At 69.3% G+C, this 12,648-nt stretch carries 12 protein-coding genes; 2 read left to right on the top strand and 10 right to left on the bottom strand.

The features are described 5' to 3' along the window. Positions 1–79: 79 nt before the first annotated feature. The 9 genes from ACOHWE_RS11875 to ACOHWE_RS11835 form a co-directional block, all read right to left on the bottom strand. On the bottom strand, positions 80–1,354 hold the full coding sequence (locus tag ACOHWE_RS11875; protein ID WP_420666605.1) for an imelysin family protein: 1,275 nt from the start codon (positions 1,352–1,354) through the stop codon (positions 80–82). A gap of 37 nt (positions 1,355–1,391) precedes the next feature. Then, positions 1,392–1,865 (bottom strand): hypothetical protein, encoded by a 474-nt coding sequence (locus tag ACOHWE_RS11870; RefSeq protein WP_420666604.1) that lies wholly within the window; start codon positions 1,863–1,865, stop codon positions 1,392–1,394. Next, positions 1,862–2,041 carry a hemin uptake protein HemP gene (hemP, locus tag ACOHWE_RS11865; protein ID WP_420666603.1) on the bottom strand — a complete coding sequence of 60 codons (180 nt, stop codon included), beginning with the start codon at positions 2,039–2,041 and terminating at the stop codon, positions 1,862–1,864. The genes ACOHWE_RS11870 and hemP overlap by 4 nt, the downstream gene beginning before the upstream one ends. Positions 2,042–2,690: 649 nt before the next feature. Continuing rightward, entirely contained in the window at positions 2,691–4,409 is a 1,719-nt protein-coding gene (gene metG / locus ACOHWE_RS11860; protein WP_420666601.1) for a methionine--tRNA ligase, read from the bottom strand. Between the two features lie 110 nt (positions 4,410–4,519). Beyond that, complete coding sequence (locus ACOHWE_RS11855; protein ID WP_420666599.1) at positions 4,520–5,743, bottom strand: MFS transporter; 1,224 nt, start codon at positions 5,741–5,743, stop codon at positions 4,520–4,522. A gap of 132 nt (positions 5,744–5,875) precedes the next feature. Continuing rightward, positions 5,876–6,493: a YceI family protein gene (locus tag ACOHWE_RS11850; protein ID WP_420666598.1), complete on the bottom strand. Its 618-nt coding sequence runs from the start codon at positions 6,491–6,493 to the stop codon at positions 5,876–5,878. Positions 6,494–6,757: 264 nt separating this feature from the next. Then, positions 6,758–7,555, bottom strand: coding sequence for a hypothetical protein (locus ACOHWE_RS11845; protein WP_420666596.1), 798 nt, complete (start codon positions 7,553–7,555; stop codon positions 6,758–6,760). A 399-nt stretch (positions 7,556–7,954) separates the two neighbouring features. Continuing rightward, complete coding sequence (locus tag ACOHWE_RS11840; protein ID WP_420666594.1) at positions 7,955–8,356, bottom strand: rhodanese-like domain-containing protein; 402 nt, start codon at positions 8,354–8,356, stop codon at positions 7,955–7,957. Positions 8,357–8,501: 145 nt separating this feature from the next. After that, positions 8,502–8,903, bottom strand: a complete 402-nt coding sequence (locus tag ACOHWE_RS11835) for a rhodanese-like domain-containing protein (RefSeq protein WP_420666593.1) — start codon at positions 8,901–8,903, stop codon at positions 8,502–8,504. Positions 8,904–9,110: 207 nt separating this feature from the next. Between ACOHWE_RS11835 and ACOHWE_RS11830 the strand changes: the two genes are divergently transcribed. After that, the gene (locus ACOHWE_RS11830; protein ID WP_420666592.1) at positions 9,111–10,154 is read left to right on the top strand and encodes an aldo/keto reductase; all 1,044 of its coding nucleotides are present in this window, start codon (positions 9,111–9,113) and stop codon (positions 10,152–10,154) included. 376 nt (positions 10,155–10,530) lie between these two features. Here the strand turns inward: ACOHWE_RS11830 and ACOHWE_RS11825 are convergent, their stop codons facing one another. After that, positions 10,531–11,571 (bottom strand): GlxA family transcriptional regulator, encoded by a 1,041-nt coding sequence (locus ACOHWE_RS11825; protein WP_420666591.1) that lies wholly within the window; start codon positions 11,569–11,571, stop codon positions 10,531–10,533. Between the two features lie 133 nt (positions 11,572–11,704). Between ACOHWE_RS11825 and bcoG the strand changes: the two genes are divergently transcribed. Further along, entirely contained in the window at positions 11,705–12,622 is a 918-nt protein-coding gene (bcoG, locus tag ACOHWE_RS11820; RefSeq protein ID WP_420666590.1) for a 3-dehydrocarnitine:acetyl-CoA trimethylamine transferase BcoG, read from the top strand. Positions 12,623–12,648: the final 26 nt, after the last annotated feature.

Below are 12,648 nucleotides of genomic sequence, written 5' to 3'. Positions count from 1 at the left end.
GGTATGGCGCGGCAGTTGGTCCCGGGCCCCGGCTGCGGGGGGATGGGGGGCTTCCGGAGCCCGGGGGGGGCGACGGCGCTTACTCGAATACCGCGCCCGGATTATCGAGGCTGTCGGAGCCTTCAATGCCGACCCCCTCCAGCTTCAGGGCCGCCACAACCTGTTCCAGCGTGCGGGTCTGGGCAATGAGCCCGTTGACGCCCGCCATAATCAGTTTTTCGCCCGCGTCATTACCCGGCGCCAGCATCTGATCGTAAGAGAAGCCGGCCTCAGCCGCGGTTTTGATACTGCCGAGCGCGCGCATGGTCTCCGACAGCTTGCCCTGCATCTGCGCGTCCAGCGCGGGGTCTGCGGCAGTGACCAGATCGCTCAGCGCCGGACCGGAGATTATTTCTCCGTTCAGCCGCACGTATTTGCCGAGGTAGACGTTCTGCACGCCCAAGCCGTTGTAGTAATGGCTGTTGTGGGTGTTGTCGGAGAAGCAGTCGTGCTCCTCCTCGGGGTCGTTCAGCATCAGGCCGAGACGCATGCGCTCGCCCGCCTGCTCGCCGTAGGAGAGCGAGCCCATGCCGGTGATGACCGCGGACAGCCCTGCGTCCGCGTCCGCCATCAGGGTGGCGCGGGCCGCGCCGCCGCCGGCCCATTGCGCGGCCATCCATTCGAGGTCGCTGACCAAAAGGTCCGTCGCGGCCTTCAGGTATCCGGCGCGGCGGGCGCAGCTGCCGCCGGTGCAGCCGCTGCCTTGCGCATAGTCGGTCCAGGGACGGCTGCCTGCGCCGTGTTCCGTGCCGTTCAGATCCTGACCCCAGAGCAGAAATTCAATGGCGTGGTAGCCGGTGGCAACGTTGGCCTCGATGCCGCCGGCCTCGTGGAGGGTGTTTTCGAGGAGCGCGGGGGTGATCTCTGAGGCGTCGATCTGCTGGCCGGAGAGTTCGAAGACCGGGTTTGCGATGACGTTGAGAGTGGCTTGCGCGTTTTCACTGCGCGTACCGCCGTAGGAGGCATCGACGTAATCGATCAGCCCTTCGTCCAGCGGCCAGGCGTTCACCTTGCCTTCCCAGTCATCGACGATGGCGTTGCCGAAGCGGAAGACTTCGGACTGCTGGTAGGGCACGCGGGCGGCGATCCAGGCTGCGCGGGCTGCGGTGAGGTTTTCGGCGGAGGGGGCGGCGATCAGCGCCTCGACGGCGGACTGCAGACGCTGCGCGGCGGTGAGGCTGTCCTGGTAGGCGGCTTCGGCGATGTTTGCGTAGGTGGCCAGAACCTCGGGTTTGCTGGCGGGCTGTGCGGCAAGGGCCGGGACGGCGAGGGTGAGCGCGGCAAGCGCGGTGCCTGCGCGGAAAAGCGGTTTCATAAAGTATGTCCTGATAACAGAGGTTTTGGAGGTGATTTCAGTGCAGGGTGCGGGCGAGCGGCACCGCGGCCTGCTGGAGCGGCGGCAGGGGCTGGTGCAGGAGATCGGCGTAATGTGCCGCAAGCTCCGCCAGCGCGGGGGCCTCCGCCGGGCGCACGATCAGCGCGGCGAGCAGCCGGGCGTCATCCTCCGCGCCCTCGGCGGCGGCGGCCACGAGGTTGGCAAAACAGGCCTCGTCTGCGCCGAGGCAGACGCAGGTGAGCCCGTGGCGCACCAGCGGGCGGCGGCCATGGGTGGCGCAGAAGTTGCAAAGCGTGCCGAAGGTTTCAAAGGCGGCTTGCCCGGCGGCTGGGCCGAGGGTGTCCTCGAAGTCCGCGCGCAGCTGCGCCCGCGCATCCGGGCCGGAGAACCAGTGGCGGAAGTTCACCACTGCGCCGGCCTCCAGCGGCGGCAGGGAGCCGAGCTGGCCGACCGCCGCGCCGCCACGGGGCTGAGGGCTTGCGCGGCTCATTTGGTCAGGATCAGCTTGCCGGCGCGGGTGATGCGCAGCGAGTAGATCTGGCCGTTGAGCAGGATGCGGGCCTGCACACCGCCGCGGGTCAGCTCCTCGGCGTGGTAGGTCGGGTAGACCTCGGCGGCAGCCGGGGCTGCGGCGGCGGCCGAGGGGGCGGGGGAAATCTGGTTCATGGGAGTAAACTGATTCATGACGGGCATCCGTTGCTGAATTCCGCCCGGTCCAGAAGCCAATCCAGACAGAAGCCGGACAGCACCCCGGAGGCCGCGAACACCCCGCGCCAGAGCTGGCGGGCGTCTTCAGGGTCCTGGGGGGCATGCTTGGGGCCGCGCGGGCGGCGGGAGTGGTCCGGCATGGGGCGATCTCGGTTTGTTTGCACAATTCGGGCTCGCCTGACGCGGAGCAGGCTGGCTGGAATGGGATTATTCCTGATCGGTTTGCTCGGGAATGTCAATCCGAGTTTTTTAGTCGGAATTAAATTTTTTTGCGGGAGGCTTCCGCGGAGCGGTGAGCCGCGCATTGCCGGCGCGCGCGGTGGCGATCCGAATGGGAGTGGCTGGCAGTTTATGTCTGCCAAGTCCGTAGGCCCTATCGAGGGAGCACCAAGCCGCAGCCAAACCGCCGCCGCGTGGGGGCGCGCCGGCGATGCGCGGCGGCCTGTCGGCCTGGTCCCGCGCTGGGAAGCGGTGGTGAGGGCGGATGCCTCCGGCGGGAGTATTTGGGGAAAGATGATAGGGGCGGGGGAGGTCAGCGGCCGGGGGTTTGCCCGGGAGGGGCGGGCACGGGATGTGAAAAGGCCGCCCCGGAGGGCGGCCCTTCATGTCAGCTGCGGGTGCCGGAGAAGCGGGACTGCCAGTCCTCGCGCTGCTCGTCGGTGATCTTGGCAAAGAGCACCTCAGGCACGGTGAAGCCGTGGCCTGCGGGCAGGGCAGAGAGCGCAGCCGCCACATCCTCCGGCCAGCTGCGGTCGTCAGAGTTCAGCGCCTCCATCAGCCGGTCGGCCGCGTGCGGGATGAAGGGGGCCGACAGCACCGCGTAGAGGCGGATCAGGTTGAGGCCGAGGCGGACCTGGGCGGCGGCGCGCTCGGGGTCTTCCTTGAACACCGACCAGGGGGCAGCGCTTTGCAGGTATTCGTTGCCGGCCACCCAGATCGCCCGCAGTTCCTGTGCCGATTTGCGGACCTCCATCGCCTCCATGTGCTTTTGATAGGCATGGATGCGGGTGGAGAGTTCCGCAATGAGGTTCTGCTCCTGCGGCCCGTATTCGCCGCCTGCGGGCACCTCTTCGCCGAACTTGGAGCGGCAGAACTTGGTGATGCGGGAGACGAAGTTGCCGAGCACGTCGGCGAGGTCCTTGTTCACCGACTGCTGGAAGTTCTCCCAAGTGAACTCGGAATCGCTGCTTTCCGGCGCGTGGCTCAGCAGCCACCAGCGCCAGTAGTCTGCGGGCAGGATCTCCAGCGCCTGGTCCATGAAGACGCCGCGGCCCTGTGAGGTGGAGAACTGGCCGCCGTCGTAGTTCAGGTAGTTGAACGATTTCAGGTGGTCGACCATCTTCCAGGGCTCGCCCGAGCCGAGGATCGTCGCCGGGAAGGACAGCGTGTGGAAGGGCACGTTGTCCTTGCCCATGAACTGCACGTAGCGCACGTCTTCGGCGCCTTTGTCGGTGCGCCACCAGCTTTGCCATTCGTCCTCGGACTTGCCGTTGGCCTCGGCCCATTCGGCGGCGCAGGCGATGTATTCGATCGGCGCGTCGAACCAGACGTAGAAAACCTTGCCCTCCATGCCCGGCCAGTCCTCGCTACCCTTCTTCACCGCGATGCCCCAGTCGAGATCACGGGTGATGCCGCGGTCCTGCAGCCCGTCGCCGTCGTGCAGCCACTTCTTGGCGATCGAGGTGGTGAGCACCGGCCAGTCGGTCTTGGTGTCGATCCAGGCGTCGAGCTGATCGCGCATCGCGGACTGGCGCAGGAACAGGTGCTTGGTCTCGCGCACTTCCAGGTCGGTGGAGCCGGAGATCGCCGAGCGCGGGTTGATCAAATCCGTCGGGTCGAGCTGCTTGGTGCATTCCTCGCACTGGTCGCCGCGGGCGCGCTCGTAGCCGCAGTTGGGGCAGGTGCCCTCGATATAGCGGTCAGGCAGGAAGCGGCCGTCGACGTTGGAATAGACCTGCTTCTCGGTCACTTCCTCGATCAGCCCGGCCTCGGCCAGCTTGCCCGCGAAATGCTGGGTCAGCGCGTGGTTCTGCGGGCTGGAGGAGCGGCCGAAATGATCGAAGCTGAGACCGAAGCCGCGGGCGATCGCGGATTGCACCCCGTGCATCTCGGCGCAGTACTCGGCCACAGGCTTGTCCGCCTTGGCGGCGGCGAGTTCGGCGGGGGTGCCGTGCTCGTCGGTGGCGCAGAGGAACATCACCTCGTGGCCGCGGCCGCGCTGGAAGCGGGCATAGAGATCCGCGGGCAGCTGGCTGCCGATCAGGTTGCCGAGGTGCTTGATCCCGTTGATGTAGGGAAGCGCCGATGTAATCAGAATGCGTGCCATGCCATCCATCCAGGTGAACTGTCAGCCGCCCGTCTAGCGCATGCGGCGGGGCGCGGAAACCCCCGGGCGGGCTTCGCACGGCAATTTACGGCGGCCCTGCCCGCGCCGGGCTAGCGGTTTTCGCGGGCGCGTTTCAGCAGGCGGCCGATGGTGAAGGAAGTGCGCGGGGCGTAGACGTAATGAGTGCGCGCCTCGGGCGCCGGCCGGGCGCGCATGCGGCCGAGGCCGAAAACGATCAGCAGCACATGGCCCAGTGCGACGAAGGCAAACAGCGCGCCCGGCCCGTAGGCGTCGATGAGCGCCGAGGAGACGTAGGGCGAAGCGATGGCGCCGAGCGCGTACCAGAACATCAGCGCAGCGGCGAGCTCGACCCGTTCCGGCGAGGAGGCAAAGTCGTTGGCATGGGCGGCGGAGACCGAGAAGATCGGGAAGGTGGTGACCCCGAAGAAGCTGGCCGCGAGCATCACCCCCAGCATGCCGGTGCCGCTTGCAGCAATGGTGACGGTGCAGCTGACGATAGCGGCGGCGGAGAGCCAGATCAGCACCCAGCGGCGGTCGTATTTGTCGGCAAGCCAGCCCATCGGGTATTGCGCCAGCGCGCCGCCCAGAACGTAGGCGGCGAGGAAGAAGGCGATCTGGCCGATTTCCAGCCCGACCTCCTGGCCGTAGACCGGACCGACCATGCGGAAGGACGCCGAGCTGAGCGCCGAGACGATCACCCCGGCCACCGCCAGCGGTGAGCAGCGCCAGGCCAGTTTCGGGCGCAGCCGCGGCGCCTCGGGGGTTTCCGGCTGGTTCGCCTTGGTCAGTGTCAGCGGCAGCAGCGCCGCGCAGCAGAGAATCGCCAGCAGGTTGTAGGAGACGTAATAAGCGGGCGGCAGCACCGCGATGATCAGCTGCGCGCTGAGCGAGGCGCTCATGTCGGCGATCCGGTAGGTGCCGGTGGCGCGGCCGCGGGTGGCGTTAGTGACCTTGGCGTTGAGCCAGGCCTCGATCACCGTGTAGCAGCCCGCAACGCAGGTGCCGGAGGCGATCCGCAGCAGCGCCCAGACATAGGGGTTCTCCGACAGCGTATGGCCGAGGATGCCCATCGCGCCAAGCGCGGTGCAGACGGCGAAGGCACGGGCGTGGCCGACGTCTCCCATCAGCCGCGGCGCCCACCAGCAGCCGATGAAGAAGCCGAAGAAATGCGCCGAGCCGAGGAGGCCGATCTGCTCCTTGCTGAAGCCGAGCGTGAGGCCGGAGATGGCATCGAGCGGGCCGACGCCTCCGGTGGAGAGCTGCAGCAGGATGACGGACAGGAACAGGGCGGCGAAGGAGATGATCAGGCGCATGACGCGCCGACCATGGCAGCCTCGCGGGGCAATGCCACCCCGGCAGCGTCCCGGGGGTGTCGGTTTCGGGCCGTCTGCGGGTTTTTTGGCGCGCGTGTTGCGGGTGGCTATCGGGGCAAAGGCGCGGGCGGCTCAGCCTGCGGCCAGCAGCCGGGCGCGGATATCCAGGCCGACGCGGTCGCCTACCAGATCCGGGTAGCCGCTGGCGCCGAAGGCCGCCCGGCTCAGCGCGCCGGAGAGGCGGATGTCGAGCAGAGCAAGGTCGGTGGGCGCGCTGCCGGGCGGGCGGTAGAGCGCCGCGGCGAGGCTCAGCGGCCGGGTCACCCCGCGCAGGGTGAGCAGCCCATGAAGCCGCGCCCCGCCCGAGAGCCGCCCGCCCGGCCCGAGCTGCACGCGCAGGGTCACATAGCGGATATTGGGAAAGTGCGCCGCATCAAGCACCTGCGGGCTGCGCAGGGCCTCGGTAGCGAAGCTGATCCCGGTGCGGGCCTGGTTCGCGGCGAGGGTGACGTCGGCGCGGCTCTGTGTAAGGTCCTGCGCGTCGATGCTGATGCGGGCGGCGGTGATTGGAATGCTGCCGCGCTGCGCCACGCCGTTGAGGGTGAAGATGAAGCCCGCACTGGTCGCCGCAGGGTCGAGCCGGTAGGGCCGCGGCGCCGCCTTGAGCGCGGGCGCGGGAAGGGCCGCCGCGGCGAGGGCGGCGGCGAAGGCGGCGGCGGCCTGCTTCAGAACCCTCCTGCGGCGGAGCATTGACGGCTTTCCTTTGCTGGGGCGGGCGCGGGCTTTGAACCTAGCGCGAAAGTGCTGCGCGGCAGATCACGTTGCCGCGGGCATTCGTGAGCAGGCGGCGCGCTGCCCCCGGTTGCGCCGGGCGCCGGGCGGGCGCCCGGCGCGGGCAGCTTGCAGACCGTGGGGCGGAGGCTTGGCGGGGGGCAGCTTGCGGGCGGTTTGCAGCCGGCCTGGAGTCCGCCAGCTCCAGCGCCAGCGTGGTCCGCGGGCGCGGCAGGGCTGGGTTCAATGCGCCGGGCTGGCGGAGTGCCGGGCTCGCGGGAGGACCGCTTGCGGGTCCGCCTCTGCGAGGGCGGGGACCGGGGCGGCGAGCAGCGGGGCGCCGGGGGCGGCCTGGCGGATCTGCCAGCGGCGCGGCGGGCTGGTGCGGGCGCGCAGGCATTGCAGCTGCCACTGCCGCGGCTGGGCCCATCCCGGGGCGGGTGCGGGGGAGGGGGCGTCCGGAACCACTGCGTGAGCCTCGCGGGGGGCGGCTCCGGGGGCATCTGCCCGCGCAGGGGCGCCAGCGGTCCGGGACACGGCTGCCGGATGGGCCGGGGCCAGGTGCCAGCGGCTTTCGATGCCGCGGGCGCCGCCCTCGCCCGGGGTGAGCAGCAGCCCCAGCGGCAGGCGCGGCGTGCGCCCGGCGTTTGCGCCGGCGCTTTCAGCGGCCAGGTGCAGGCGCCGCACCGGGGTCATCCCGGGCGGCTCGGGCAGCTCGGCCACCACCAGCGGCGCGGCGCCGCTGCGCAGGGCTTCCTCCATGCTCCACAAGAGATCCTCGGGCCGGGCGGCCTGCACGAAAAGAAAGCGGCCGGGGCCCGTGCACTCGGCCATGCCGTCGGGGTTCAGCCGGGTGCGGCTCCAGGCCGGGGCGATCCACAGCACCGGGCCTTGCACCGCGGCTGCGAGCCAGAGCGCAAAGCGGTGGCGGGCGGGGCCGCAGGCCTCATGCGCGCGGCCCTGCGCGAGCGTCACGCCTTTCAGCGGGGAGAGCTGCGGGCGGGCATGGCGGCTGCAAGCGGGGAACAGGTGAGTCGGCATGGGGGCATGATACGATGTTCTGCAATTGTTCTCAACCGCGGGCTGCGGGGGGGGAGGCGGCAGGGCCGGAGCGGAAGAAGAGCGGAGCGCAAGAAGAGCGGGGAGAGACAGGGCACACGGAGGGGAGCGCGCGGAGCGGCAGGCGGGCGGCTCCCGCCCGGCCCGGCACCGCCGCAGGCGGCACCGCGCCGGTTGGGCCGGGCGCCGCGCTGGCGCGCGGCGCGGGGTGGCGTGGGCGGCGGGCGGAGCGGCTACCCCGGAAGCCGGGCGCGGCGGGGCGCCGGAGAGTGGCAGGGCCGCGGCCTGGGGTAGTCGGGGGGCAGACTGGGGAGAGGGGGCTGGGGGCAGTGCAAGGCGGCAGGCCGGGCGGCGTCAGCCTTTGCGCGGGGCTGCGGAGCTTCAGCCTTCGCGCGGGACCACCGGGCCGCCCTGTTTGGCCCATTCGGTAAAGCCGCCTTCCAGGTGCATCACCGGCTTCAGCCCCATCTCCATCGCCGTCCTGGCGCTGAGCGCCGAGCGCCAGGCGCTGGCGCAGTAGAAAACATAGGTCTTGTCCTGGTTGAACACCGGCTTGTGGTAGGGGCTTTCGGGGTCGATCCAGAATTCCAGCATGCCGCGCGGGCAGGAGAAGGCGCCGGGGATCATGCCGGAGCGCTGCAGTTCGCGGATGTCGCGCAGGTCGATGAAGACGTAGGCCTCGTCCTGGGCTTTCTGCAGGGCTTCGGCCACCGGCATGGCCTGCACGGTCTGGTTTGCTTCGTCGAGGAGCGCCTTCACGCCCCTGGTGATGTGTTGCGGCATTGTCCCGGTCCTCTCTGTGCAGCCGGGCGCAGGCTGCCGGGGTTTTTGCCCCGGCGCAAGCCTCGCGGCGCTGCCGGGCGGGAGTGGCTGCCTCAGTGTGAGCAGCAGGGCGACAGTGCGCCCGCGCCCCCGTGCGCAGCCCCGGCTACCACCTGTAGGGGGCCGCGGCCCCGCCCGCGGCGATCCACGCCTCGAAGCCGCCTTGCAGGTAGGAGACCTTCTGCAGGCCCATCTCCATGGCCGTCTTTGCCGCCAGCGCCGACCGCCAGCCGTTGTCGCAGTAGAAGATAAACCTCCGGTCGCTGGCAAAGATTGGCTTGTGATAGGGGCTTTCCGGGTCGATCCAGAATTCCAGCATGCCGCGGGGGCAGGAGAAGGCGCCGTCGATGGTCCCGGTCCTTTCGACTTCGCGGATGACCCGCAGGTCGATGAACTTGGTCTTCGGGCGGGCCTGCGCCGCCAGCGCATCGGCAACGGTAGTGCAGGGCACCACCGCTTCCGCTTCGGCGATCAGGTCCTTGCTGCTTTTTGTCATGGCTTTCGTCATCAGGGACTCCTCTTAACCCGCGAGGGCAGCTGGTGCAGGTGTTCTTCGGCAGCCGTAACTGTAACACGCGCAGGTAAATACACTCTGTAGCTGGAACGGGGTTTTTTGCAGGGCCCTCCCGGGCGGGGCAGCCGGTTGCACTCCCGCCGTGCCCGGGTAGTCTGCGCGCCAGACCCCTACCTCCCCGTCCCGGAAAGGACCGCGCAGATGAAGATGAACCCGCTTGGCCGCACCGGCATCATGGTCTCGGACCTGTGCCTCGGCACCATGACCTTCGGCACCCAGACCCCCGAACCGGAGGCGCATCAGCAGATCGACCGCGCGCTGGCGGCGGGGATCAACTTCCTCGACACTGCGGAAATGTACCCGGTGAACCCGGTCAGCAAGGAGACAATCGGCCGGACCGAGGAGATCATCGGCAACTGGAACGCAAAAACCGGGCGGCGCGGGGACTATGTGCTCGCGACCAAGCACTCGGGCGCGGGGCTGGAAGCGGTGCGCGATGGCGCGCCGATCACCTCCGAGACGATCGCGCCCACCATCGAGGGCTCGCTCCGGCGGCTGAAGACCGATTATATCGACCTCTACCAGTTCCACTGGCCCAACCGCGGCAGCTACATGTTCCGGCAGAACTGGAGCTATGACCCTTCGGGGCAGGACCGCGGGGCCACGCTGGCCAATATGGAGGACTGCCTGGAGGCGCTGCAGCGGCAGGTTGAGAAGGGCAGCATCCGTGCCTTCGGGCTCAGCAACGAGACCGCCTGGGGCACGGCGCAGTGGCTGCGCATTGCCGAAGAGCGGGGCTGGCCGCGGGTGGCGTCGATCCAGAACGAGTATTCGCTGCTGTGCCGGATGTTCGACACCGACCTTGCGGAGCTGAGCGTGAACGAGGATGTGGGGCTCCTGGCGTTCTCGCCGCTGGGCACCGGGCTTCTGACCGGCAAGTACGAGGGCGGCGCGGTGCCGGAGGGCTCGCGCAAGGCGATCAACCCCGAGCTCGGCGGGCGTGAAACGCCGCGGGTGCACGGGGCGGTCGCGGCCTACCTGGAAATCGCGCGGAAGCACGGCCTGGACCCGGTGCATATGGCGCTGGCCTGGTGCCGGGAGCGGCCGTTCATGGCGTCGGTGATCTTTGGCGCCACGACGCTGGCGCAGCTGGAGCATGCGCTGGGCGCGGCGGAGCTGAGCCTGAGCGCGGAACTGCGCGAGGAGCTGGACGCGGCGCACAAAGCGCATCCGATGCCCTACTGAAGGGAGTACCGGGGCGGGGGCGGCACACGCCCCCGGGCGCTCTGTGGCGTCCGCGGGGAGACGCTCTGCCGGGTGGTTCCCGCGCCTGCAGCTGCACCGGCTGCCCCCGAGCACCGCTTGGCGGCCTGCGGCGGCACGGGAGAGGCCGCCACGGCATCGGAGCCGCCGAGGATGTTTCCGATTGTAAATTAGGAGCCTGCGAAGCCGGGCCGGAGGCGTTTGGCTGGCGTTGCAGACGGTCCATGAAGCGGATCAGGCGGCCCGGGATTTGCCGGGCCGCCTGCCAGCGGGTGGGCGCGGGCGCAGGCGGCCGGCACCCGCGCTGACTGGGCCTTCCGGGCGGCAGTCCGCGCCTTGTCCTTCTCGCCTGCGGCTCTCAGTGCGCTGGCGAACGCGGGTAGGGCTGCCCTGCGGCGGTACCGCTGCCGGTACGGCCGTAGGCGCCTGCACCCTCGCGGCTCTGGCGCAGCTCGCGGGCCGAGGTGCCATGCGCGGTGCGGAAGGCGCGGGCGAAGCTTGACTGCGAAGTGAAGCCGGTCGCCATCGCCACCTCCATCAGCGGCAGGTCGGTATCGGTCACGAGGCGCCGCGCCTCAGCCAGGCGCAGCTGCAGGTAGTGGTCCTGCGGCGTGGTATTGAGTCGCAGGCGGAACTGCTGCTGCAAGCTGCGCGGGCTGGTGCCGAGGCGCTCGGCAATTTCGGCAAGCGGCATCGGCTCGTCCAGCGAGGCCTCCATCAGCGCGTTGGCCTTGGCCGTCAGGGCAGTGTGCTTCTGGCCGCCAAGACGGCTTTGCGGCCGGGTCCCGGCGGTGAGCCCGTCGTAGAGGAAGAGACCCGCCACACGGGCGGCAAAGCCGGCCCCGTGGCGGGCGGCGATGATGTGCAGCATCATCTCGATCGCGGGGGTGGCGCCGCCGGAGGTGAGACGGCCTTCCGAGACGGTGAAGCGGTCGTTGCGGCAGTCGACCTCGGGGAAGCGGGCGGCGAAGTTTTCCAGATCCTCCCAATGGGTGGTGGCGGCGTGGCCGTCGAGCAGACCGGCCTCCGCCAGGAGCCACGGGCCGCCGTCGATCCCCGCAAGCGTGGCGCCGGTGGCAGCGATGCGGCGCAGGCCGGCCAGCAGGCTGGGGGTGGCATGGCGGGCAAGCTGGAAGCCCGCCACCACGATCAGCAGCTCGCAGCCCTCCAGCCGGGCCAGCGGGATGCTGGGCACGGTGAGGCCGCTGGTCAGCATCGGCGGCTCGGCGGTGGCGCTCACGTAGTCCCAATCGAACGCGCCGCGGCCCGCCAGCCGGTTGGCCGCGCGCATCGGATCGACGGCGGCTGCGAAGGAGAGCGTGTTGCACTCGTCCAGCACCAGCACCGCGGTCTTCAGCGGGCGGTGTTCGGGCTGGAGGATGTTTTTTGCGGATTTCATCAAGTTCGATTCGCATGTTGTGAAGTTCAGGTATCAAGGCTGCGGCACAGTCGGCTTCAGCGCAAATCGGAATCTGGGGAGCAGCCTGGGGATAACCCGCTGCAAAACCCTGTACATCGAGGGGAAAGGCAAAATGCCTCTGAATATGAACCGTGAGGTCTTCATCACCTGTGCCGTGACCGGCTCCGGCGGCACCCAGGACCGCAGCCCGCATGTGCCGCGTTCGCCCAAGCAGATTGCCGAGTCGGCCATCGCCGCGGCGAAGGCCGGCGCCGCGGTGGTGCATTGCCACGTGCGCGACCCGGAGAGCGGCGCGCCGTCGCGGGATCTCGGGCTTTACCGCGAGGTGACGGAGCGGATCCGCGAAGCCGAGGTCGACGTGGTCCTGAACCTGACCGCGGGGATGGGCGGCGACATGGTGTTTGGCGATCCCGAGAACCCGCTGCCCCTGAAGGAGGCGGGTACCGACATGATCGGCGCGGCCGAGCGGGTCGCCCATGTGGCGGAGTGCCTGCCCGAGATCTGCACGCTCGACTGCGGCACCATGAACTTTGCCGAGGCCGACTACGTGATGACCAACACGCCGGGCATGCTGCAGGCGATGGGCCGGATGATGACCGATCTCGGCGTGAAGCCCGAGATCGAAGCGTTTGATACCGGGCATCTTTGGTATGCCAAGCAACTGGTGAAGGACGGTATCCTGGACAGTCCGGCGCTGGTGCAGCTCTGCATGGGGGTGCCCTGGGGCGCGCCGGATGACCTCAACACCTTCATGGCGATGGTGAACAACGTGCCCAAGGACTGGACGTTCTCCGCCTTCGCTTTGGGGCGGAATCAGATGGCCTATGTGGCGGCTTCGGTGCTTGCAGGCGGCAATGTGCGGGTCGGGCTGGAGGACAACCTGTGGCTGGACAAGGGCGTGCTGGCGGAGAATTGGCAGTTGGTGGAGCGGGCCGGGACAATCATCGAGAACATGGGCGCGCGGGTAATCGGCGCCCAGGAGGTGCGCGAGAAGCTGGGGCTGGTGAAGCGGGCGCCGGCGTCGAAGTAGGCCGTGCAGGGCGGTGACATCTATGC

The organism is Cribrihabitans neustonicus, from assembly GCF_048820895.1.
GTDB lineage: Bacteria > Pseudomonadota > Alphaproteobacteria > Rhodobacterales > Rhodobacteraceae > Cribrihabitans_A > Cribrihabitans_A neustonicus.
Note: the sequence above shows the minus strand (reverse complement) of the source record. Positions and strands in the feature narration are given on the sequence as shown.